Source organism: Nonomuraea africana, from assembly GCF_014873535.1.
Classification (GTDB): domain Bacteria; phylum Actinomycetota; class Actinomycetes; order Streptosporangiales; family Streptosporangiaceae; genus Nonomuraea; species Nonomuraea africana.
Genome location: NZ_JADBEF010000001.1, coordinates 95,080 through 115,244, shown reverse-complemented (window position 1 = coordinate 115,244; position 20,165 = coordinate 95,080). Strand labels below are relative to the sequence as shown.

The 20,165-nt window shown below is 71.5% G+C and carries 20 protein-coding genes; 10 read left to right on the top strand and 10 right to left on the bottom strand.

Going from position 1 to position 20,165, the window contains the following annotated elements; translation table 11 throughout:
- Positions 1-49 precede the first annotated feature (49 nt).
- Positions 50-3,565, bottom strand: coding sequence for an AAA family ATPase (locus H4W81_RS00525; protein ID WP_192772974.1), 3,516 nt, complete (start codon positions 3,563-3,565; stop codon positions 50-52).
- A 167-nt stretch (positions 3,566-3,732) separates the two neighbouring features.
- Positions 3,733-5,193: a trypsin-like serine protease gene (locus H4W81_RS00520; protein ID WP_192772973.1), complete on the bottom strand. Its 1,461-nt coding sequence runs from the start codon at positions 5,191-5,193 to the stop codon at positions 3,733-3,735.
- Positions 5,194-5,336: 143 nt separating this feature from the next.
- Between H4W81_RS00520 and H4W81_RS00515 the strand changes: the two genes are divergently transcribed.
- A complete protein-coding gene (locus H4W81_RS00515; protein ID WP_192772972.1) occupies positions 5,337-6,023 on the top strand; it encodes a hypothetical protein in 687 nt (228 codons plus the stop codon).
- A 98-nt stretch (positions 6,024-6,121) separates the two neighbouring features.
- On the top strand, positions 6,122-7,876 hold the full coding sequence (locus H4W81_RS00510; protein ID WP_192772971.1) for a serine/threonine-protein kinase: 1,755 nt from the start codon (positions 6,122-6,124) through the stop codon (positions 7,874-7,876).
- A gap of 18 nt (positions 7,877-7,894) precedes the next feature.
- Here H4W81_RS00510 and H4W81_RS00505 read toward each other — a convergent pair whose 3' ends face one another.
- Positions 7,895-8,872: an ArsR/SmtB family transcription factor gene (locus tag H4W81_RS00505; RefSeq protein ID WP_192772970.1), complete on the bottom strand. Its 978-nt coding sequence runs from the start codon at positions 8,870-8,872 to the stop codon at positions 7,895-7,897.
- A 48-nt stretch (positions 8,873-8,920) separates the two neighbouring features.
- On the opposite strand from H4W81_RS00505, the gene H4W81_RS00500 reads away from it, so the two are divergent.
- The 3 genes from H4W81_RS00500 to H4W81_RS00490 all read left to right on the top strand — a co-directional run bounded on the left by H4W81_RS00500 (position 8,921) and on the right by H4W81_RS00490 (position 12,069).
- Positions 8,921-10,129: an MFS transporter gene (locus H4W81_RS00500; protein ID WP_192772969.1), complete on the top strand. Its 1,209-nt coding sequence runs from the start codon at positions 8,921-8,923 to the stop codon at positions 10,127-10,129.
- Between the two features lie 18 nt (positions 10,130-10,147).
- Positions 10,148-10,768 carry an isochorismatase family protein gene (locus H4W81_RS00495; protein WP_192772968.1) on the top strand — a complete coding sequence of 207 codons (621 nt, stop codon included), beginning with the start codon at positions 10,148-10,150 and terminating at the stop codon, positions 10,766-10,768.
- A 158-nt stretch (positions 10,769-10,926) separates the two neighbouring features.
- Positions 10,927-12,069, top strand: coding sequence for a hypothetical protein (locus H4W81_RS00490; protein WP_192772967.1), 1,143 nt, complete (start codon positions 10,927-10,929; stop codon positions 12,067-12,069).
- A 29-nt stretch (positions 12,070-12,098) separates the two neighbouring features.
- On the opposite strand, the gene H4W81_RS00485 is transcribed toward H4W81_RS00490, so the two are convergent.
- Both H4W81_RS00485 and H4W81_RS00480 read right to left on the bottom strand, forming a co-directional pair.
- Positions 12,099-13,118, bottom strand: coding sequence for a fatty acid desaturase family protein (locus H4W81_RS00485; RefSeq protein ID WP_192772966.1), 1,020 nt, complete (start codon positions 13,116-13,118; stop codon positions 12,099-12,101).
- Positions 13,119-13,189: 71 nt separating this feature from the next.
- Positions 13,190-13,405 carry a carboxylesterase family protein gene (locus H4W81_RS00480; protein WP_225958368.1) on the bottom strand — a complete coding sequence of 72 codons (216 nt, stop codon included), beginning with the start codon at positions 13,403-13,405 and terminating at the stop codon, positions 13,190-13,192.
- A 68-nt stretch (positions 13,406-13,473) separates the two neighbouring features.
- On the opposite strand from H4W81_RS00480, the gene H4W81_RS00475 reads away from it, so the two are divergent.
- The 4 genes from H4W81_RS00475 to H4W81_RS00460 all read left to right on the top strand — a co-directional run bounded on the left by H4W81_RS00475 (position 13,474) and on the right by H4W81_RS00460 (position 15,415).
- A complete protein-coding gene (locus H4W81_RS00475; RefSeq protein WP_192772965.1) occupies positions 13,474-13,875 on the top strand; it encodes a DUF6463 family protein in 402 nt (133 codons plus the stop codon).
- Positions 13,872-14,393, top strand: coding sequence for a hypothetical protein (locus H4W81_RS00470; RefSeq protein WP_192772964.1), 522 nt, complete (start codon positions 13,872-13,874; stop codon positions 14,391-14,393). The genes H4W81_RS00475 and H4W81_RS00470 overlap by 4 nt, the downstream gene beginning before the upstream one ends.
- Entirely contained in the window at positions 14,390-15,040 is a 651-nt protein-coding gene (locus tag H4W81_RS00465) for a TetR/AcrR family transcriptional regulator (protein WP_192772963.1), read from the top strand. Before H4W81_RS00470 ends, H4W81_RS00465 begins: the two co-directional genes overlap by 4 nt.
- A 111-nt stretch (positions 15,041-15,151) precedes the next feature.
- Positions 15,152-15,415 carry a hypothetical protein gene (locus H4W81_RS00460; RefSeq protein ID WP_192772962.1) on the top strand — a complete coding sequence of 88 codons (264 nt, stop codon included), beginning with the start codon at positions 15,152-15,154 and terminating at the stop codon, positions 15,413-15,415.
- Positions 15,416-15,419: 4 nt separating this feature from the next.
- Here the strand turns inward: H4W81_RS00460 and H4W81_RS00455 are convergent, their stop codons facing one another.
- On the bottom strand, positions 15,420-16,097 hold the full coding sequence (locus H4W81_RS00455; RefSeq protein WP_225959114.1) for a YqjF family protein: 678 nt from the start codon (positions 16,095-16,097) through the stop codon (positions 15,420-15,422).
- A gap of 290 nt (positions 16,098-16,387) precedes the next feature.
- On the opposite strand from H4W81_RS00455, the gene H4W81_RS00450 reads away from it, so the two are divergent.
- Complete coding sequence (locus tag H4W81_RS00450; protein WP_192772960.1) at positions 16,388-16,849, top strand: Cif family virulence factor; 462 nt, start codon at positions 16,388-16,390, stop codon at positions 16,847-16,849.
- Between the two features lie 15 nt (positions 16,850-16,864).
- Here H4W81_RS00450 and H4W81_RS00445 read toward each other — a convergent pair whose 3' ends face one another.
- From H4W81_RS00445 to H4W81_RS00430, 4 genes are read right to left on the bottom strand one after another with little or no spacing between them, the layout of a single operon-like run.
- On the bottom strand, positions 16,865-17,806 hold the full coding sequence (locus tag H4W81_RS00445) for an asparaginase (protein WP_192772959.1): 942 nt from the start codon (positions 17,804-17,806) through the stop codon (positions 16,865-16,867).
- Positions 17,799-18,593 (bottom strand): amino acid ABC transporter permease, encoded by a 795-nt coding sequence (locus H4W81_RS00440; protein ID WP_192772958.1) that lies wholly within the window; start codon positions 18,591-18,593, stop codon positions 17,799-17,801. The genes H4W81_RS00445 and H4W81_RS00440 overlap by 8 nt, the downstream gene beginning before the upstream one ends.
- Entirely contained in the window at positions 18,590-19,234 is a 645-nt protein-coding gene (locus tag H4W81_RS00435) for an amino acid ABC transporter permease (RefSeq protein WP_192772957.1), read from the bottom strand. The genes H4W81_RS00440 and H4W81_RS00435 overlap by 4 nt, the downstream gene beginning before the upstream one ends.
- Entirely contained in the window at positions 19,234-20,151 is a 918-nt protein-coding gene (locus H4W81_RS00430; RefSeq protein WP_225958367.1) for a glutamate ABC transporter substrate-binding protein, read from the bottom strand. Before H4W81_RS00430 ends, H4W81_RS00435 begins: the two co-directional genes overlap by 1 nt.
- Positions 20,152-20,165 lie beyond the last annotated feature (14 nt).

Below are 20,165 nucleotides of genomic sequence, written 5' to 3'. Positions count from 1 at the left end.
GATCTTGGATGTGCCGCGTCGCCACAAAGTTCGCGAATCGCCCGGACCTTCACAGGTACTGACCGGTGCCACCCTCCTCCGGCTCGGGCGACGGGCCGGGCGCGATGTCCGACGGCACCAGCGTCCGGACGTCCTCCCTCGCCGGGTCGGGCCGGCTCAGCAGGCGTTCGGCCTGGAGCGCCATCGCCCGGTCGAGGAGGTTGCGGACGAACCGGCCGTTGCCGAAGGAATCTCCACGCGGGGCCGCCCGTACCGCGCGGCGCACCTCGTCGCGGACGCCGTCGCGCAGGACGAGCCCGGCGGCCGACGCCATGCTCTCGAAGATCGCGACGAGCTCCTCCTCGGTGTAGTCGGAGAAGCGCACCGTGGTCGGGAACCGCGACGCCAGGCCGGGATTGGCCGCGAGGAAGTCCGCCATCCTGTTCTCGTATCCGGCGACGATCACCACCAGGTCGTCCCGGTGCTCCTCCATCAGCCGCAGCAGTTCGGCGATCGCCTCGGGACCGTACGAGTTGTGCGAGCCGCCCGGCGTGAGCGCGTACGCCTCGTCGACGAACAGCACGCCGCCGAGCGCGCTCTCGACCGCGGCCCGTACCTTGGGCGCGGTCTGGCCGATGTACTCCGCGATCAGGTCGGCGTGGGAGACCTCGACCAGGTGGCCGGACGACAGCAGGCCGAGCCGCGCGTACACCGAGGCGATCAGCCGGGCGACGGTCGTCTTGGCCGTGCCCGGGTTGCCGGTGAACACCAGATGCCGGGTGGGTGAGGCGATCGGCAGGCCCGCCGACCTGCGCAACCGGTCGGCGTCGGCCTCGGCCACCAGCAGCCGTACCTCGCGCTTGACCGATTCCAGCCCGATCAGCCCGTCGATCGCGGCGAGCGGATCGTCCGCCTGCTGGGTGCGCACGGCGGCGCGGACGGTGTCGGGCACGTCCTCGACGAGGATCTCGTCCAGCGACTCGCCCTCGTCGAGGACGCCGTCGGCCAGCACGCGGCGCGACTGCATGGCCACCGACCGCTCCAGCAGGCTGAGCGCCAGGCGGGCGCCCACCGCGTCGGGCCGCGCCGACCGGACGAGCTCGCCGACCTTGGCCAGCACCCCCGGCCGCAGCGTGAACCCGGCCTCGGTGGCCTTGGTCTCGTAGAGGGTGACGACCTGGTCGCCGGTGAGGTCGGGGAAGCGCATGATCTTCGGGAAGTGTGCCGACAGCTCGGGGGCGGACTTCAGCAGGCCGTTCATCGCTCCCTCCGGCCCGCACAGGACGACGAGCAGATCCTCCTGGTGCGCCTGGACTCCGGCGAGCAGCGCGTCGACGACGTCGCGGCTGTGGGCCTTGTCGATGTCGATGCCGGGGCGGGCGAGGTTCCCCGCGTCCTCGACGCAGAGCACGCCGCCGAGCGCGCGGTCGATCGCGCGTCCGACGTTGATCGAGGCGTCCCCGACGCGCTGCCCCGCCAGGTCGGCGCGGTCGACGGTGACGAGGTGCCCCGAGGAGAGCAACCCGAGATCGGCGAACATCCGGCCGAGCACACCTGCCACCATCGTCTTCCCCGTGCCGGGCCGGCCGGTGAACACCAGGTGCGCCGGCCGCGAGTGCGCGGACATCCCGGCGTCACGCCGCAGCTTCGCCGCGCGCGCCTCGGCGGTGATGAGCGCGATCTCCGCCTTGACCTGCTCCAGCCCGAGGCACGCGTCCAGCTCGGCCCGCGGCCGTCCGGGATGAACGGGCAGGTCGGCGCCGGCCACCTGGACGGCGTCGCGAGCCCGGGCGGAGGCGACGGCGTGCTGCGCGAGGTGCTCCATGAGGCGGGCGCCGCGGAGGTTGCCGACGCCTGCCAGCCGCGCCGCCGAGCGCGCCGCGTCGTCGAGGGCCGTGGCGCCCCGCCGGGCGATCGCCCGCAGGAACAGCTCCGCCCGCTCGGCCTCGGTGAACTCGCGGGTGCGCACGACGCGGAAGTCGCTGTGCAGGGCGGGGTTGGCCCGGGTGAGCCTGAGGTCGCCGCCCGCCCCGCAGATCGCCACCACGTGCAGGCCGGGCTGCCGGCGCAGCAGCCACCGGAGCTCCTCCAGCGCGACCGCGCCGCAGCGGTTGTGATCGATGATCCGGTCGAGTCCCTGCAGCACCAGCAGATCGCCGGCGTCGAGGTCGTGCGTCCGCGACAGCACGTGCAGCGCGGCCTCGCTGGCGTTCATGTTGGCGAAGACCTGGTCGGACAGGTGGACCACCCCGGGCGGGTCGCCGCCTCCGGCGAGCGCGCGCCGCAGGATGTCGACCGCCGTCATGCGTCCCGTGCTGCCGGGGCCGGCCAGCAGCAGCCGTGCCGGTTCCCTCTCGCCGCGCCACCGCGCTTCGACCACGTCGCGGACGGCGCGGGCCAGCTCCGGCTGGCCGACCAGCTCGGCGGCCGGGTCCGTGTGCGGGGGACGGCCCGCGACGAACCTGGCGAGCAGCGGGTTGACCGCCCTGCGCGGCTCGCACAGCACGCGCAGGTCCCGTTGGAACTCGCTGACGGGGATGGAGCTCTCCGGATTCACCGCGGGCCCCGGCAGTCCCTGGACGGCGCCGGTGACCCTGACGGCCATGTCAAGCCAGGCGCGGCAGGCGTCGGCCTCCCCCGCGAGCACTCCCCGCGCCAGCCACGCCCGCACCAGCGCGTGCCAGGCGTCGGCGTCGAACCCCTCGCGCAGCCTGGAGAACAGCGCCTGCACCCGCGCGTGCATCGACCGGCCCAGGCTCACGGCCAGTTCGGCGGGCACCTCGTTGATCTCGGCCTGCGCCAGCAGACCCGCCAGCGTCACCTCGTGCTCGAACCGGTGGTCGGCGCCCGGCAGCGGCCCCGCGCTCGACGCCCCCTGCACGTTCTCGATGAGACGGGTGTGCGCGGCGAGGAACCCGGAGCACGCCCAGTCCAGGTAGCCCGCGGGTCCCATCAGCTCGGGCAGGACGGCCAGCAGCGCGGGGTCGGCCCGCTCGGACCACAGCCGCGGCAGCGCCTCGAGGGGCGCGACGAGGTCCTCCTTGGCCAGCGCCGGCTCGGCGGCGCGCAGGTCGTGCAGGGCGATCAGGGCCCTGCGCCGGGGTTCGAGCGGCTCGATGCCCTCGAAGACGTCCAGGCACCTGCGCGCGATCCCGAACGCGAGCTCACGCAGCTCGGGATCGTCGCCGGTGCCGTCCAGCAGCCAGTACGCGGGCGGAAGGAACGGCGTGTCGGCCGACGACCACGTCCAGCCGCGGTTGGGCCGCCTCGGCTCCGCGACGAAATCGCTCATCGTCTCGTAGGCGATGTCACACGCGGACCCGCCGCACAGCGCGACCGAGCCGACGAGGAACTGCAGCAGGGACCACAGCTCCGCGCCGATCACGGTGGTGTCCTCGGCGAGGAAGTCGGGAAGCTCGACCGCGAGCGCCTCGGCCGCCGGATCGTCGTTGAGCGCGAGGGCACGCGCTCGCACCTGCTCGTACAAGCCGTCCGGGACCCGCCATGGACCGTAGGAGTACAGGTCCAGGACGGGTTCGTCGGAGAGCAGCAGCTGGAGGTGTTCCGGCAGGCTTGGGCGATCCATGGCCGGGATCTTATGCGTGGTGGCGAAACGTCCCGAATCCGCTACACGGCGGTGACGCCTTCGAGCACGGCCTCCCCCGTACGAGGATATTGGAGCGAGCCCGCTCGCGCGGGCAACGGGCCGCCGGACGGTGTCCCGTCCGGCGGCCCGCCCTTCCGTGGGTCGGGTCAGCCCGTGGCGATGACGCCGGGGAAGCCGTAGTAGGCCTCGTAGATGTCGGTGAAGTACTCACGGCAGGGATCGAACGCGCCGCCCCAGCCGTCGGAGCCGCCACCGCCGCCGCCGCTGTGGACGCCCTTGGCCACCACCTTGCCGGCCGAGTTGACGGTGTAGATCGGACCGCCCGAGTCGCCGCCCCTGGTGCACTGGCCCTGCTTGTAGCCCCTGGTCATGTTCCTGGCGTAGGTGCCGTCGCTGTACCTGACGTTGATCCGCAGCGCGTTGACCTTCCAGCCGCACAGCTCGCCCGCGGTGCTGCCGCCCGTGCAGTACTGGTCGCCGTAGTCGGGCCGGCGCGACCACATGCCCGCGACCGCCCGGCTGCTGCCGGAGGTGCTGGAGCCGACGTAGATGCGGGGGGCGCTGGTCTTGCCGCCGGCCAGCCTGATCAGGGACAGGTCGCCCCGGTAGGTGGACTGGCCGTCGATGTACACGGTACCGGTGCGGTTGTTCCAGGTGTCCTTGACCACGGTGCCCTGGTATTCCACCAGCGTGGAGACCGAGCCGTTCAGCGAGGTGCAGTGACCCGCCGTGATCATGGCCTGGTAGCCGCCGTAACGCCACGAGAAGGCGTTGGTGCAGTAACCGACGCTGGTGTCGATGCGGGCGCCGCCGTAGAAGCCGCCGACGCTGCCGTCGTTCCACCTGGCCTGCGACCCGTCGAGCCCTTCGTCGGGCACCTGCCTGACCACGACCGCGTCCACGCCGTAACGGGTGGCCAGGGCGACGCGGAAGTCCTCGGAGGCGTTGGCGGACTCCACGATGACCCGGTTGTGCTCGGCCTGGACCAGGGCGGCGGTCACCTTCTCGACGCCGGGAAGCTCTGCGGGAGAGATCGCGACGACCTCGTCCTTGATGGCGGTCAGCCGGTTCAGGCTGTACTTGACCAGCTTCACCTTGGGCTGGACGGTCCAGGTGTCGCCCGGGCCGGTGGTGGGCGCGGCGCTCTCCCGCGCGCTCTTGTCGGCGGCCGACAGCCCCGCCTCGGCGGGCGGCGACTGGGCGGCGATGCCGGCCTGCGGCGGCACCGACTCCTTCTCCTCGGGCGGCGGGACGACCTCCGCGGGATCACCCGTGCCGTCCTCGGGGGGCGTCATCTGGGGCGGCAGCGCGATGGGCTCGCCCGCCTCGGCCTGGACCTCCGTGGTCGTCACGGGGGCCACGATCACCCCGCTGCTGATGTACGGCGGGGCGTAGGCGTCCGGCTTGGCCGCGGCGCGCCGCTCGGCCTCCTTGAACGCGTAGCTCAGCTTGTAGTCGGGCGGCGTCGCCTGGGCGTAGGGGTCTTCGGTGATCACAGGTACCGGGGGAACCGGCTCGGCCTGCGCCGCGGGCGACGGCACGGCGACGAGCGTCGCCGTGAGCAGGCAGCCCGCAAGGGCGGCCCGCCTCAATAAGGTGGGGGGCAAGGCGTTCTCTTCTCCTGTGGGGGGTCATGATCAAAGAACGCGCTCAGTGAATCACAGAAGATCGCGAGATATCAGTAGAGATCGCCGGGAGATTTCCGGCCGCTGAAGATCCGCTCGCGGGGTCCCTGGCGCATACTGGCAAGGTGCCCCCCATCGAACAGGCCGGCCCCTCCACCTCGCCCGGCCGGGCCGTGCGCGCGCCGGCGGCGGGCCTGCTCGGACTGGGGCTGGGGCTCGTCGCCGGAGTCCTCGCCGGCCTCGTTCATGACCGTGACAGCGTGGCCGTCCTGCTGCTGGAGTCGTGGTTCTTCCGCTTCGGCCTCTTCCTGGCCGCGGTGGCGTGCGGGCGGGCGGCCCGTACGGCCGGGCACGCGGCCATCAGCGGGCTGTCGCTGGCCGTGGGAGCCTACGCCGCCATGACCGCGACCGACCTGCTGCGCGGCCTGCCCGCGCCGTACGAGCTGCTTGTTTCCGACTGGGTGACAGGAGTCGTCCACCTCCTGTGGGTGGTCGTTCTTCCGCTGGCCGGGGTGCTGCTGGCCCACCTGACGCGGCGCGCGGGGCCGACAGGGGACCTGGCCGCGGCCGTCCTGATCCAGGGCCAGTCGGTGCCTGCCGTTCTCGCCCTGCTGGCGGCGGCCCCGGAGGAGTGCTGCGTCCTGGTGGAGTGGGGTCACCCCTGGCACGACTGGGCCGGCCTGGCCCTGGCGGTGGCGCTGGTCCCGCTGCTGCGCCCCACTCCGGGTGGGCGCCTGCGCGCCCTGCTGGGCGGCGCACTGCTGACGGCGCTGCTGTGGGGTGCCATGGCGCTGACGGGCACGGCCGCGTAAGCGATGCCTGGGGGACCGGCGCGGCTCCCGATACCAATAGTCCGGATCTTCCTGACTATTGTGATCTCCGTCTGTTCGGCGGAGGGGGAAGGCTGACGATGGCTGTGGGCGGGTCCGAGGCGTCGCTCGGTAGCCGGTACGTGCTGCTGAACGAGATCGGCGCCGGCGCGATGGGCACCGTCTGGCGGGCGCGCCGGCGGGACACCTCGGAGATCGTGGCGGTCAAGCTGCTGCGCGACGGCCTCGCCGGCGACCAGGACCTGGTCCTGCGGTTCGTGCAGGAACGCAACGTGATGCGCAGCCTGCGGCATCCCAACATCGCCACCGTGCGCGACTTCGTCATCGAGGGAGAGCGCCTCGCCCTCGTGATGGACTTCGTCGACGGCGGCGATCTCCGCGCCCTGCTGCAGCGGCGGGGCACGCTGCCTCCCGCGGACGCGGCGCGGCTGATGGCGCAGGTCGCCGACGCGCTGGCGGCCGCGCACGCCATGGGCGTCGTGCACCGCGACATCAAGCCGGGCAACGTCCTGATCGAGGAGAACACCGGACAGGTACGGCTGACGGACTTCGGCGTGGCCCGCATCGTCCACGGCCCCGGGCTCACGCACACCACCTCGATCATCGGCACGCCCGCGTACCTCTCCCCCGAGGTGGCCGACGGCAGCGCCGCCACCCCTGCGGTCGACGTCTACGCCCTCGGCCTGATCCTGTACGAGCTGCTCGCCGGGCGCCCGCCGTTCGTCGGCGACCATCCCATGGCCCTGCTCAGGCAGCACGCGACGGCCATGCCCCGGAGGCTGCCCGGGATGCCGGAGACCCTGTGGCCGATCATCACCGCCTGCGCCGAGAAGGTCCCGGCCCAGCGTCCGAGCGCCGGGCAGGTGGCGACGGCGCTGCGCGAGGCGGCGCCCTCGCTGGCGGGACTGCCCCCGCTGCCTCGCGTCACCAGGGGCGACGCGCCGTCCGTCACCTCAGAGCCCCTGCCCGCGATGGACGGCCCCGCCCCCGAGCCCATCCGGACCGCCCCGACCGGCGAGGGCACCGTGGCCCCGACCGGTGAGGGCACCGTGGCCTCGGTCCGGCGCGGGCGGTCAGGGCAGCGGCTGGCCGTCATCGCGACGACGGCCGTGGCCCTGGTGGCCAGCGCGGCGGCGGTGGCCGTCGTGGCGCCGTGGCGGGCGCCGGACGCCGGGGCCGCGCCGAGTCTGGCCGTCGCGTCGGCCGAGTCGATCCAGCGGCAGACCGGCGCCACGACGCCCGCCGCTGACACCACCTCGCCCCGTGCGGCGAAGAGCACGCCCGCGACGTCCCCGAAGGCGCGGCCGCCGAAGATTCGTACGCCGAAGGCGGCCGTCTCCGAACCGTCCGGACGGCCGAGTACCGCCGAGCCCTCGCCGGAGCGCCCCCGGACTCCCCGGCCCCAGCGGTCGACGCCCGCGCCGACCGATCTGACGGACGAGGGCCAGCCGCCCGAGCCCGAGCGCCAAGACTCGGAGCCGAACTGGAGATGCCGTTCCTGGATCTCCACCGGCGCCGGTACGGGCACCGAGATGTCGCCCTGCATAGCCGTGGTGGGCGATGAGTTCCGCCTCATGGGGCGGATCAGGGGATCGGTCTCCGTCTCTTCGGACATCCACGTGCAGCTGTACAACACCGACGCCGAGACGAACGTCTCCCAGCCCTTCATCTGCTCGGGCGTCTCCCCTTCGAGCGAGGGCGAGGTCGTCACGTGCGGCCCGTTCACCGCCACGGCCCCGCGTACCGGGGCCAAGCTCGACGTACGCCAGCGGTGGCGGCGCACAGGCACGAGCGCGTACGGCGGCGGCGCGGAGAGCCAGTTCGTCATCTGGTAGGGCGGCCGGGCCGGTGCCTCACGAGGCCGAGCAGAGCGTGTCGCCCAGCTGGGAGCGCTCGTAGAACACCTCGCGACCGCTGCGGCGCTGGGTGACCAGACCGCTCTCGCGCAGCACCTTCAGGTGCTGGCTGATCGCGCCGGGCGCCATGGACAGCCGCCGCGCGAGGATGGTCGTCGTGGCCGCGTCGCTGAGAGTGACGAGGATGCGGGCGCGGGTCCGGCCGATGAGGGAGTCGAGCGCGTCGGTGGTGGGGACCACCCCCTGCGACCACACCGTGCCGACGCCGGGCACCGGGTAGACCAGGTTCGGCTGGTACGGCTCCGCCATCACGGTCGTGTCCGGCCAGTGGAAGACGCTCGGGATCAGGATCAGGCCGTCGCCGCCGAGCGGCCCGCTGCGCCGCCAGGCGCGGGTCCGCACGCGCAGGCGCCCTTCGGTCCAGGTGATGTTCGGGTGCAGGTCGTTGAACATCGCGCCGGCGCCGTCGCGGGCCAGCTGCCGGGAGCGACGCAGCACCTCCGCCTCGAACAGCCCTCGGATCTGCGGCCAGAACCGGTCCATCGCCACGTCCCAGTACAGGCGCAGCTCGGCGGCCGCGCGGGCGACGCCGGCGGCGGGGTCGGCGAGGAAGTCCCTGATGACCGGGGTGTCGGCGGCCGGAACCCTGGCCGCCTCGGAGACGGCCTCGTCCAGGTCGGCCCTGGCGACGAGCTCCAGCTCGGCGGTGATGTCCGGCAAGGGGCTGGTCGGCGGTGGCGTCAGGAAGTCGACGAAGTACGGGCCGAGTGGGACCAGCGCGCACAGCAGCCGCAGGTCCAGCTCGGCGAGCCGGGGGCGGACGGCCCTGATCCACGGCAGGTGCAGCGCGTGCCGTCCGGTGTCCTGCAGCAGCCGCAGGCTCGCGACCGCCTCGGACACCGGGGAGAAGGCGAACCTCAGCCGGGCCAGATCAGCGGAGGTGAAGTCGAACTCGGCAAACGAGGATTCAGCCACAGATTAAACATTTAGGGGTCGGGCGACCGCTGGTCAACCATGTTCCGCATGGCAGTCCTCACCTCGCGGGCGTCCCCGCCGGCGTTGCCGCGTCCGTTCTGGATGCTCTGGCTCGGCACCGTCATCAACCGCACCGGCGCGATCGTGCAGCCGTTCCTGTCGGTGTACCTGGTCCAGGTCCAGGGCTTCACCCTCGGGCAGACCGGCGCCGTCATGACGGCCTTCGGCGTCGGGTCGCTGCTCTCGCACCTGCTCGCCGGATGGCTGACCGACCGGCTCGGCCGCCGGCTGACCCTCACCGGCGGCATGCTCGCCACCTCCGCCGCGATGGTCGTCCTCGGCGCCGCGAGCGGGTTCCTCGCCGTGGCGGCGACCGCGTTCCTGCTCGGGCTCACCATCGAGTCGTACCGGCCGGCCTCGCAGGCGATGGTCGCCGACCTCGTCCCGCCCGCGCTGCGCCCGAGGGCGTACGGGCTGCTCTTCTGGGGGATGAACCTCGGTTACTCGGTCGCGATGGTGGCCGGCGGCTGGTTCGCCGATCACGGCGCCCATGGGATGTTCGGCGTGAACGCGGCCGTCGCGGTGGCCTTCGCCGCCGTGGTGTGGCGCGCCGTGCCCGAGTCGCGCCCGGCCGAGGCGGCGCTCGGCGGGGTGAGGCTGCGGGCGGTGCTGCGAGACCGGCTGATGCTCGCGGTCTGCGCCGTCACCGCGGGGTACGGCGCGCTGTACGCCCAGGCGTTCACCACGCTCCCGCTGGCCATGGCCGAGCAGGGCGTCGACCGTACGCGCTTCGGCCTGGCCATGGCGCTCAACGGCGTCCTGATCATCGCCGTCCAGCCGCTGACCGGGGCATGGATGGCCCGGCGGGACCCCAACCGCGTGCTCGCCGCCGGAACGGCGGTCGTGGCGGCCGGTTTCGGGCTCACCGCGTTCGTGCACGACGCGCGCGGCCTCGCGCTCACGGTGGCGGTCTGGACCGCGGGAGAGATCGTCATCGCGGGCACCCTGCCCACCATCGTGGCGGCCCTGGCCTCCCCTGAACTCCAGGGCACCTACGCCGGCGTCTCCGGGATGAGCTGGTCGGCCGGCGCGGTCCTCGCGCCGGTGATCGGCACGGCGCTGCTTCCCCTCGGGCCGGAGACGCTGTGGAGCGGCATCGGCCTCATCGGCGCCGCCTCGGCCCTGGGCGCGCTGCTCATCGGCGGCCCGGTGCGCCGGCGCACCTCGACAGACCACTCTCGAACGTCATCGATCTAGCGAACAGGAAGAAGAGAAATGCAGAACCGATTCCACGACGCCCTCACCGCCGACAACGCCGCCCTCCTGCTGGTCGATCACCAGATCGGCCTGTTCACCGGCGTGCGTGACATCACGGTGAGCGAGCTCAAGCACAACGTCACCAGCCTGGCCAAGGCGGCATCGCGCCTGAGCCTGCCCATCGTGGTCACGACCACCGCGGCGGACAGCATGTGGGGGCCGCTCATTCCCGAGCTGCGGGCCGTCCTGCCGGAGAAGCTCGAGGTGATCGACCGCAGCACGGTGAACGCCTGGCACGACGACCGTGTCAGGAACGCCGTCGAGGCCACCGGCCGCGACAAGATCATCATTGCCGGGGTCTCGCTCGAGGTCTGCGCGGCGTTCCCGGCGATCTCCGCCACCGCGGCGGGCTACAGCGCCTACGTCGCCGTGGACGCCTCCGGCACCTTCTCCGCGACCAAGCGGGAGACCGGGCTGCTCCGGCTGCAGCAGGCGGGTGTCATCGTGAGCGACTACGCCACGCTCGCCGTCGAGATCCTCGCCGACAACGCCCACCCCCTCGCGGGAGACGTGTACGCCGATCTCGACATGCCGTTCGCCACCCTGGTCGGGCAGCTAGCCGCCGCCCACAGCCGGTGACCCTGGCCGGCCGACGCTGACCCGGACCGCCGGTCGCCGGCGGTCCGGTCATGCACATATCTCGCGCACTTCACTACTTGTTCAGAAATTTGTGGGAACCGCCGCTATTCGGTCGCTATAGCGTCTAGTTTCGGTTTGATCGTTAGCGGAAGACGGGTATGAGCATGCGCAAGCTGTTGTTCCTCGCGGTGGCGGCCACGTTCTCGATGGGAGCGTTCTCCTCCCCCGCGTCGGCGGATCGGGGGAGACCGGTGGAGCTGCCGAAGGAGGTCTACGGCGGGGCGTGGAGCGCCGGGCACGTCCAGGGCATCGCGCTCGACGAGCGCAAGGGCTTCATGTACTTCTCCTTCACCAACCTCCTGGTCAAGACCGATCTCCAGGGCAATCCCGTGGGATCGGTGACCGGGTTCACCGGGCATCTCGGCGACCTCGACTTCAACGCCAAGGACGGCCGGGTGTACGGCTCCCTGGAGTACAAGGCTCAGGAGTCGTTCTACATCGCCGTCTTCGACGTCGACCGGATCACCAGCATGGGGATGGACGCGCAGTCCAGCGACGTGGTGAAGACGGTGTACCTGAAGGAGGTGGTGGACGACTACGTGGCGGACATGAACGGCGACGGCAGGTTCGACGGCAACGTGGCCAACACCCCCGACCACCGGTACGGCTGCAGCGGCATCGACGGCGTCTCGTTCGGCCCCGAGTTCGGCAAGAAGAACGGCAAGCAGAAGCTGACCGTGGCCTACGGCGTCTACTTCAACGTCTCCCGCCAGGACAACGACCACCAGGTGCTCCTGCAGTACGACATCGAGCAGTGGAAGAAGTACGAGAGGCCGCTCACCGAGAGCGCCCCGCACACCAGCGGCCCCGAGGCCGTCGACGGGAAGTACTTCGTCTACACCGGCAACACCAGGTACGGCGTGCAGAACCTGGAGTACGACAGCCACACCGGCAACTGGATGATGGGGGTGTACAGGGGCGCCAAGCCGCAGTTCCCCAACCACTCCTTCTACATGATCGACGGGAGCGTCCCCGCCCGGCAGGCCGCCATCGTGGACCAGCCGGAGCCGGAGGAGGGACAGCTTCTCTCGCTGGCGCCCGGCGGCATCGAGCACGCCGCCTCGGGTGTGCGCGGCTGGGAGTTCGGCGCCGAGTACGGCCTGATCTCGCTGGGCGACGGGCGGTTCTACGTGTCGAAGGCGGGCCAGGTGACCGAGAACGGCGTGACCAAGCAGACCAGCCACGCCCAGCTGCACCGCTGGACGGGCCAGGCGCCGACGCCGTTCGAGAAGGTGAGCTAGCCGGTCGGGCGCGGGGTGCGCCGTCGCGGTCACGCGCGAAGCGGCGCACCCACAGCGTGCAGGTGCCGGAGCAGCTGCCGGTACGACTCGATCAGTCCCGTCTCGTAGTACGGCACGTCGATCTCGGCGCAGTGCTCGCGCACGATGGCCTGCGCGTGGCGTAGATGGGGTGTGGGCATGTTCGGGAACAGGTGGTGCTCGATCTGGTAGTTCAGCCCGCCCATCGCGACGTCGACGAACCGGTTCCCGCGCACCCCTCTGGTGGTGAGCACCTGGCGGCGCAGGTAGTCGAGCTTCTCGCCGGGCTTCAGCGTGGGCATGCCCTTGTGTCCCGGGGCGAACACCGATCCCATGTAGACGCCCCAGAGCCCCTGGTGGACGGCGAGGAAGACGAGCGCCTTGCCCGGCGAGAGCACCAGGAACAGCGCGGCGAGGTAGCCGACGACGTGCAGGCCGAGCAGCGTCCCCTCCATGGCGCGGTGCTTCGTCTTCGGGTCGAGCAGCGCGCGGAACCCGGACGCGTGCAGGTTCAGGCCCTCCAGCAGGAGCAGCGGATAGAAGAGGAAGGCCTGACGGCGGCCGATGAACCTGGGCAGGCCGCGGCTGGCCCGCGCCTGATCCGTGGACCAGAGGAGGATGTCAGGGGAGACGTCGGGATCCAGCTCCTCGTGGTTGGGATTGGCGTGGTGGCGGGTGTGCTTGTCCATCCACCAGCCGTAGCCCATGCCCACGAGGAGGTTGCCGGCGATCCATCCGGCGATCCTGCTCGGTCGTGCGGTGCGGAAGATCTGGCGGTGGGCGACGTCGTGCCCGACCAGGGCCACCTGGGCGAACATGATCGCGAAGAACACCGCCACGAGCAGCTGCCACCAGGAGTCCCCCAGCGTGAAGAAGGCGGCCAGCCCCGCGGCGTACAGGCCGCCGATCACCCCCATTCTGGCGGCGTAGTAGCCGGGCCGCCGCCGCAGCAGCCCCGCCGCCGTCACGCGCTGGAGTAGCCGGGCGTAGTCGCTCCCTGTCGCGGGCCGGACGGTCTGATCAATCGTCATGGAGCCGAGTCTTCAAGAGATCACGCGCTCCGGTAATCCAGCTGCCACCCACGTCTCCGGTGGGGTATGCCCTACCAGGGGGCGTCAGTCCGCCGGACGGGCGGCGGGAGCGCGCCGCCGTAGATCCACACCATCACCGGCAGGCCCGAGCCGCCGGGGTCGGGGGTCCACACGTTCACCGTGAGGCAGTCGAGGCCGTCCGCCGGGTTCCACTCCGGCATGCCGGGCATCATCGGGCGCTGCGGCGGGCGCGACCGAGCGTACCGTACGGCATGGTACGTCGACATTTCAGGGTCGCTATGCCAATATATGGAACTGCTAGTTCCGAAACGTTCAGTTCCGTAAGGAGCGGCTCATGACCACGAACGTCCTGCCCAGGCGGCGCGACGTCGTACTCGCCGGCCGGATCACCGCCTTCCTCGGCGCCCTGCACCTGGTTCTCACCCTCGCCTTCAACCTCCAGTACCTGCCCGCCTGGTTCACGGGCCGCCTCTGGTTCCCCGCCAACGGCCTGAACGAGCTCCCTCCCGACGTCGGCGCCTTCTGGCTGACGATCGGCTCCTTCGGCCTGCCGCTGCTCCTGCTCGGTCTTCTGATCGGCTGGCTCGGCCGCAGGGACGTCACTCCGCCCGCGTTCCTGGCATGGACGCTCGGCGCATGGGGCACGATCCTTGCGCTCCTCTTCGAGCCGTCGCCGGCCATCCTGCTCTGGGTGCCGGCCGTGATGCTCCTCGTCGCCGCCAGGAGGCAGGCATGACCACCACCCTCATCCACGGCGTCCGCCTCTTCGACGGAGACGGGGTCACCCCGCGGGCCGACGTCGTCATCAGGGACCACCTCATCGACCGCGTCACCGCGAGCGACGGCGAGCCCGAGGGAACGTGGGACGTCCTGGTCGACGGGGCCGGGCACACCCTGCTCCCCGGGTTGATCGACGCCCACGCGCACGCCCACCCCGGCAGCCTGGCCCAGGCGCTGCGGTTCGGGATCACCACCGAGCTGGACATGTTCTCCGTCCCCCGCCACTTCGCCCCGCTGCGCGCGCAGGCGGCCGAGCGCGACGACGTCGCCGACGTGCGGACCGCCGGGGTGGGCGCGAACGCGGAGGGCGGCCACCCCGCCCAGTTCATGCGCGAAGTCTTCGGTGAGTACCCCGCGGTGCGGGGACCCCAGGACGCCGAGGCGTTCGTCGCGGGCGACCCCACCGCCGACATCACCGACACCCGGTCGATCGCCGCGATCTGGCGTCGAGGGGTACGGCAGGTCGCGTCGTGAGCGCGGAAGGCCAGCGCTCGGGGCGGCCGAGGGACACCAGGGTCGACGCGTCCATCCTCGCCGCGACCAGGGAGGTGCTCGCCGAGACCGGTTACGCCCGCCTCACGATGGACGCCGTCGCCGCCACGGCCGGGGTCGGCAAGGCCGCGATCTACCGCCGCTACGCCACCAAGCAGGAGATGGTGTACGCCGCCACCGTCCACACGATGGCGCTGGAGACGCCCGCCGACACGGGTGCCCTCACCACCGACCTGGCCGCGCTGATCGGCGACATCCGCGCCACGATGGGCAACCCGATCGCGCTGGTCACGGTTCCCGGCCTGATCGCCGACATCACCGCGGACCCCGACCTCACCGTCAGGTTCCAGCAGACCTTCATGGCACGGCAGCGCGACTGCGTCACGGCGGTGCTCGAACGGGCGGTCCTGCGCGGTGAGCTGGACGAGCTCCCCGCGCTGGAGCTGGTGCACGCCATGCTGGTCGGCCCCGTCTTCGCCTGGTTGTTCATGATGCGCGGCCCCGGCACGGACGCCTTCGCCCGCGACCTCGCTGCCCGGCTGGCCGCCGCGCTCACCGGCGGCGGCTGTCAAAGCCTCGTCCAGCCCACCCGAAAAGACAGCAAAACTCCCCCTATGTCACAAATCTGAGCCTTATCGTCAAAGAGCGGACCAGGGACCGCGGGCTGGCGAGGAGTCCACGGCCCCCTGTTGCGGTGCCCTGGTGCGCACGACATCAGCTCGAGGGAAAGTCGGTGACTCATGGCCACGATGCTGAGCAGGACTAAGGACTACAGAGCCCTGGTGGAGAGGCTGTCCGCCGCCTATCCGGCCGTCGAGAGCCGGCTGGTGGCGACCACCGTGGCGATGGCGGCCGATCGCGCTCGGCACGTGGGTTGCACACCGACCGAGGAGATCGTGGGGCGGCTGGCGGAGGAGTACCTGCGCGCCAAGATGGCCACGCTCCCGACCCTGCCGCCGGCGATCCGCCCGCACAGCCGCCGGCTCCGTCAGCCCCGTCGTTGACGAGTCACCAGCTCCACATCCCGACGCGCACCGGCACTCCGCGGGAGGCGTGCAGCAGGGGAGCGTGATCTGGGGCGGGCAGCCCGGCGACCCGGAGCAGGTCCTGGTCCAGGCGGGCCAGACGGGCGTGGCGAAGCGGCCAGGGCGGGTGTTCGACCTCGGCGGCGGCGAGCCGTCCGGCCACCAGCGTGAACAGGAGGAACCGGGCGGTCAGGAAGTGCGCCCGCTCGTCCCGTTCGCCTTCGGCCAGGTCCGCGCCGATCTCCACGTCCCCGTCGCACCGCGCGCCGATCGGGCCCGGCCAGCGTCGCCTGCTTCGGTACCGCCAGAGGCCGCCATCGGTCTCGACGGACATGTCCGACCAGAAGTAGGGCAGCCAGTAGCCGGCCCGGCCCCCGAGGGCGGCGGGCAGCTGCCCGGCCTCCATCGAGAGGAACCAGATCCCGCTACGGCCGCGCGCGTCGCGCACGTACGTCCGCAGGTTCGTCTCGGGGAAGCGCGACAGCCACGGCACGGCGGGGAGTCCCGGCATCCGCACGTCCTCCATGAGGAAGGGCGTCAGCCCGACCCAGGCGGCGCCGTCGAAGGTCTCGACCGTGAGCGAGTCGGGGACCAGCGACTGGACGAGAGTGCGTGGATAGCGCCAGTGCACAAAAGTGATGTTCGACCAGTGGTGATACATCACCGGCCAGATGACCCTGGGAGACGCGGGCGCTTCCATCATCGCAGGATGACGTTCACCAGCACGGTCAGGACGACGGACAGCAGCAGGGAGACGACGATCATCGTCACGCAGCCGGCCGCGCCGCCTACCGGCCGGATCCGGAAATTCCGCGCCATCACCCATCACCCCTCGGACCCGCCCCTACCCGGCGCTCTCCGGGTAAACGCCGAGGACCAGAGGCGGCCATAACCGGTGGTTATGACGAGAGGTCTTGGACAGCGCCGGTCAAGCCGACGGAGCATGAACGCATGCAGGTCCTTCGCCTCGCCCTCTGCGCCCTGGTCGTCCTCCTCAGCGCCTGCGCCACCGCCCCTCCGGACTCCTCGGCAGCGCCCACCTCCGCACCCTCGGCCTCCGTGCCCTCGGCTTCCGTGCCCGCCGAGCATCGCGCGCTGGTCGATCGGTTCGTCGCGGCGATCAACGCGGGCGACGCGGGACGGGTGGCCGAGACCTTCACGAGGGACGCCAGGTTCGACAGCGTGGGCAGGATCTACGAGGGCCGAACGCAGATCATGGACCGCTTCCTCGGGCCCGAGGTCATCGAGGCGGGAGGGCGGTACGCCCTGCGCGGGGTGCGCCCCGGAGCCGCCGGCCGGGTGGTCGCCGAGTACGACTTCGCCACCGGCCACGGCGGCTCCGAGCACTTCACCTATGACTGCTCGGTCGAAGACACCAGGTTCGCCGACTGCGTGGGCCGGTACGTCGGCTGACGATCCCGCCTCAGGCTAAAGGGCGTGGATCTCTCCCACGGGCACGCCTCCGCCGAGCACCTGGACCGAGGAGAAGGCGTCGGCGCCCGACACGTCGCGGCCCATCCGGCGCAGCACCGACAGCGCGATCGCCGTCGTCGCCCTGGGGCTGCCGTCGATGACCTTGACCGCGACGGTGTGACCCGACTCCAGCGCCGCTACCAGCACGCCCTCGGCGCCGCCCTTCACGACCGCGCCAGGGAGCGCCCGCATGAGCTCGGTGTTCTGGTGCCCGGTGCCGCCGACGTACTCGGGGTGCTCCCGCATCGCGTCGGCGACCTGCCGGGGCGCGCTGCCCGGCGCGGCGAGCACGAGCGCCTGCACCGCCCTGGCCAGCCCGGTGAGCGAGAGCCCGAACAGCGGCGCGCCGCACCCGTCGACGGCCACGGCGGCGGCCTTCTCCCCCGACAGCTCCTCCACGACCGCTCTGACCTGGCGCTGGAGCGGGTGGTCCGGGTCGAGGTAGGAGGCGACGTCCCAGCCGTTGGCGACCGCGGCGGCGAGCATCGCGGCGTGCTTGCCCGAGCAGTTCATCCGCTCCGGTGTCCTACCGAGCCCTTCGCGGATCAGCCGGTGGCGGGTGGCCTCGTCCTCGGGCCAGTCCTCGGGGCAGCGCAGCGCGCCGGGGCCGAGGCCGTACTCCTCGAGGAGGTCGGCGACCAGCCGTACGTGGAAGTCCTCGCCGGTGTGGCTGCCCGCGGCGATGGCCAGGCGCGGGCCCGGCAGGGCCGCGCCCGCGACCAGGCAGGCCAGCGCCTGGAACGGCTTGGCGGAGGAGCGCGGCAGGACGGGGGCGTCCACGGGACCGAGCGCGACCTCGGTGCGGGCGTCGGGCGCGAGGCCGACGGCGCTGCCGTAGTGGACGCTCTCGACGAACCCCGAGCGGACGACCTCGGCGAGGGCGGCGTAATCAGGCACGGACGGAACTCCTTTGCTCCAGGACCCTGGCGAGCTTGGACAGCGAGGCGTTGACCACGAGGTAGATCAGTGCCACTACCACGTAGGTCTGGATGACCAGGCCGTTGTAGGCGGCCAGGACCTTGCCCGAGTACAGCAGCTCGCCGTAGCTCACCACGAAGCCGAGCGAGGTGTCCTTGAGCAGGCCGACGGACTGGCTGACGATCGAGGGCAGCACCCTGCGGGCGGCCTGCGGCAGCACGATCATCCGCATGGTCCGGCCGCGGGTGAGACCGACGGCGAGACCCGCCTCGGTCTGCCCGCGTTCGACGGACAGGATGCCGGCGCGGAAGATCTCGGCGAAGGCGGCCGAGTTCGACACGGTCAGCGGCACCACGAGCTTCCAGAACAGCGGCAGGTCGAGCCCGTACTTGGGCAGTGCGAACAACACCACGTACACCAGCAGCAGCGCGGGGATGACCCGCACGACCTCGACGTACGCGGCCGAGGGCGCCCGCACCCAGCGCCGCTCGGACAGCCGGCCGATGGCCAGCAGCAGGCCGAGCGCCATGGACAGCGCCGCCGCCACGACGGCGGCCAGCGCGGTGGACCACAGCCCGTCGAGCAGGTAGCGCCACATGGGCCAGGTGGCGTACGGCTGCCAGCGCTCGTAGGCCAGCTGCCCGTTGGCGGCGAACTGGCGGATCGCGAGTGCCACGAGGGCGACGGCGGCCAGCACTCCCAGGACGGTGGCGATGCGGATCCTGCGCCTGGCGCGCGGTCCGGGCTCGTCGAACAGCACGCTCATCGGACCATCACCAGCCGCCGCTCGAGGCGTCCCGTCACGAAGCCGACGCCGGAGGCGATGAGCGCGTATATCAGGCCCACGCCGACGAAGATCGGGATGGGCTGGGCCTCCACGAGGTTGATCCTTTTCGCCTCTTCGGTCAGGTCGACCACGCTGATCGCACCGGCCAGCAGGGTGTTCATGGTGAGCGCGATGATGATGTTGCCGAGCGGCTGCACGACCGTGCGCAGCGCCTGCGGCAGGATGACGTGCCACAGCGACTGCCTGAACGTCAGCCCGAGCGCCCTGGCCGCCTCACCCTGACCCTTGCCGACCGCGTTGACGCCCGAGCGCAGCGCCTCGGCGATGTAGGCCGCCTCGTAGACCGAGATCACCACGATCGCGGTGACCAGCGGGCTCGCCTTGATCCCGATCTCGGGCAGGCCGAAGAAGGCCAGCACCAGCAGGACCAGCAGGGGCAGGTTCTGGAACGCCTCCACGTAGGCGGTGCCCATGGCGCGCAGCACGCCGACCGGGCTCACCCGCATGGCGGTGACCAGCACCCCGAGCACCGCCGCGCCGATGGACGACGCGACGGTGAGCTGGAGCGTCACGACCAGTCCCTGCCAGAGCTCGGGCAGGTGGTCCAGCAGGACGGACATCAGGAACCCGGCACCGAGCCGATCTGCGGCGGGGCGGGGGCCTCGCCCTTGACGACCGTGCCGATGGAGTTCTTCCACGCCTGCTGCCAGACGCCGGTGCTCTGCGTCTTCTTCAGCCAGTCGTTGACGAACGTCTTGAACTGGTCGTCGCCGTGCTTGAGGCCGATGCCGTACGGGTCCTGGGTGAAGGGGTTGCCGATCACCTGGATGGACGGGTCCTTCTGGGCGTTGGCGATCAGCAGCGTCTCGTCCTGGACGTAGGCGACGCCGCGGTCCTGCTTGAGCGCCTGCATGCACTCGGGGTCGCTGCCGAAGGTGACGATCTCGGCCTGCGGGGCGAGCTTCTTGATCGCGGGAATGGCCGGGGTGTTGGCGCCCGCGATGACCTTCTTGCCGTTGAGGTCCTCGGGCTTGGCGATGCCCGTGGTGCCCTTCTTGACGGCGATCGTGAGGCCCGAGGTGTAGTACGGGCCGGCGAACGCGACCTGCTCGGCCCGCTCCGGCGTGATCGTGTACGTCTGGAAGACGACGTCCACGGTGCCGTTGGCCAGCAACGCCTCGCGCGTCTCCGAGGCCGAGTTGACGATCTTCACCTTCGGCTCGCCGATGATGTACTTCGCCAGCGCCTTGCCCATGTCGGCGTCGAAGCCCTCGATCTCGCCGCTGACCGGGTTCTGCTGGGACAGCAGCGGGGCGTCGAGCGAGCCGCCGACGATGAGCTCGCCGCGCTTCTTGATCTTTTCCATCGTCGAGCCCGGCAGGATCGCGGCCGCGTCGGCGACGGGCGCCTTGGCGAGCAGCTCGTTGGCGGCGGGCTTGGCCTCTCCTGGTACGGCGGGGCTGCCTGAGGTGTTCGTGCTGGAACAGGCGGCGAGGCCGAGGAGTGACACGGCGACGACAGCGACCATCTTCTTCATGGGCACCATCCCTT